Annotated in this window: 2 pseudogenes; one reads left to right on the top strand and one right to left on the bottom strand. The window is 46.1% G+C overall.

Going from position 1 to position 668, the window contains the following annotated elements:
- Window positions 1-305, top strand: a pseudogene (locus R7Z49_RS25410) (PLP-dependent aminotransferase family protein); the annotation flags it as partial.
- 2 nt (window positions 306-307) lie between these two features.
- Here the strand turns inward: R7Z49_RS25410 and R7Z49_RS25405 are convergent.
- Window positions 308-668 (bottom strand): annotated as a pseudogene (locus tag R7Z49_RS25405) (L-methionine/branched-chain amino acid transporter); the annotation flags it as partial.

Here is a 668-nt window from a genome sequence, read left to right as displayed (position 1 = left end):
GAGTGTACAAGTCAAAGCACGAACAAGTCTGTTTCTCTATTCAGCATTATTTTGGTGACAAAGTTCGAGTTATTAGCCAAGCGGCGGGGTTGCACGTTACGTTGAGCTGGCAACAAGGGATTGATGAAAACACGTGGACGCAACGAGCCAAAAAGGCGGGCATCGTGATGCGCCCAGTCAGTTTTTATGAGCATCCCGATTTTAAAGCACGAGATTGGCAGGGCGTCGTGATCGGATATGGGAATGTTCGTCTTGATAACATTGACCCGTTGATTAAACGCCTCTTTGAGCTATTTGACGTCTGAAGTTATTCGACAATGCTCGAGTGTCGTTTTTGTCGCCATTGTTTCCACGGCAGAGAGAGCAGCGCAAAAATGCCAAGGGCGTAAAGCATAGACCGACCTAAACAGATGAACACGCCTGTACATAACACTAAAGAAATTGCCGCGAGGGCTTTTCCTAGTCCGTGCAGCAATTTGTATGCAGCTAGCATTGCCAATAGATAAACCAAAACAAAAATACTGTTGGCCAGCTTTAGGAAAAACTCTAAATCGAGTTTGGATAACGACCCAATCACACAAGACGCAAGTAGCACCGCACCGACTAAAACCGTTGCAGATGAAGGTACGCCTCTACGCGAAATTTTAGCCATTGGACTGTTTGGACGA

The sequence above is a fragment of the Vibrio sp. 1562 genome (assembly GCF_033340155.1).
Lineage (GTDB): Bacteria > Pseudomonadota > Gammaproteobacteria > Enterobacterales > Vibrionaceae > Vibrio > Vibrio alginolyticus.
This window is presented reverse-complemented; position numbering and strand designations above follow the sequence as displayed.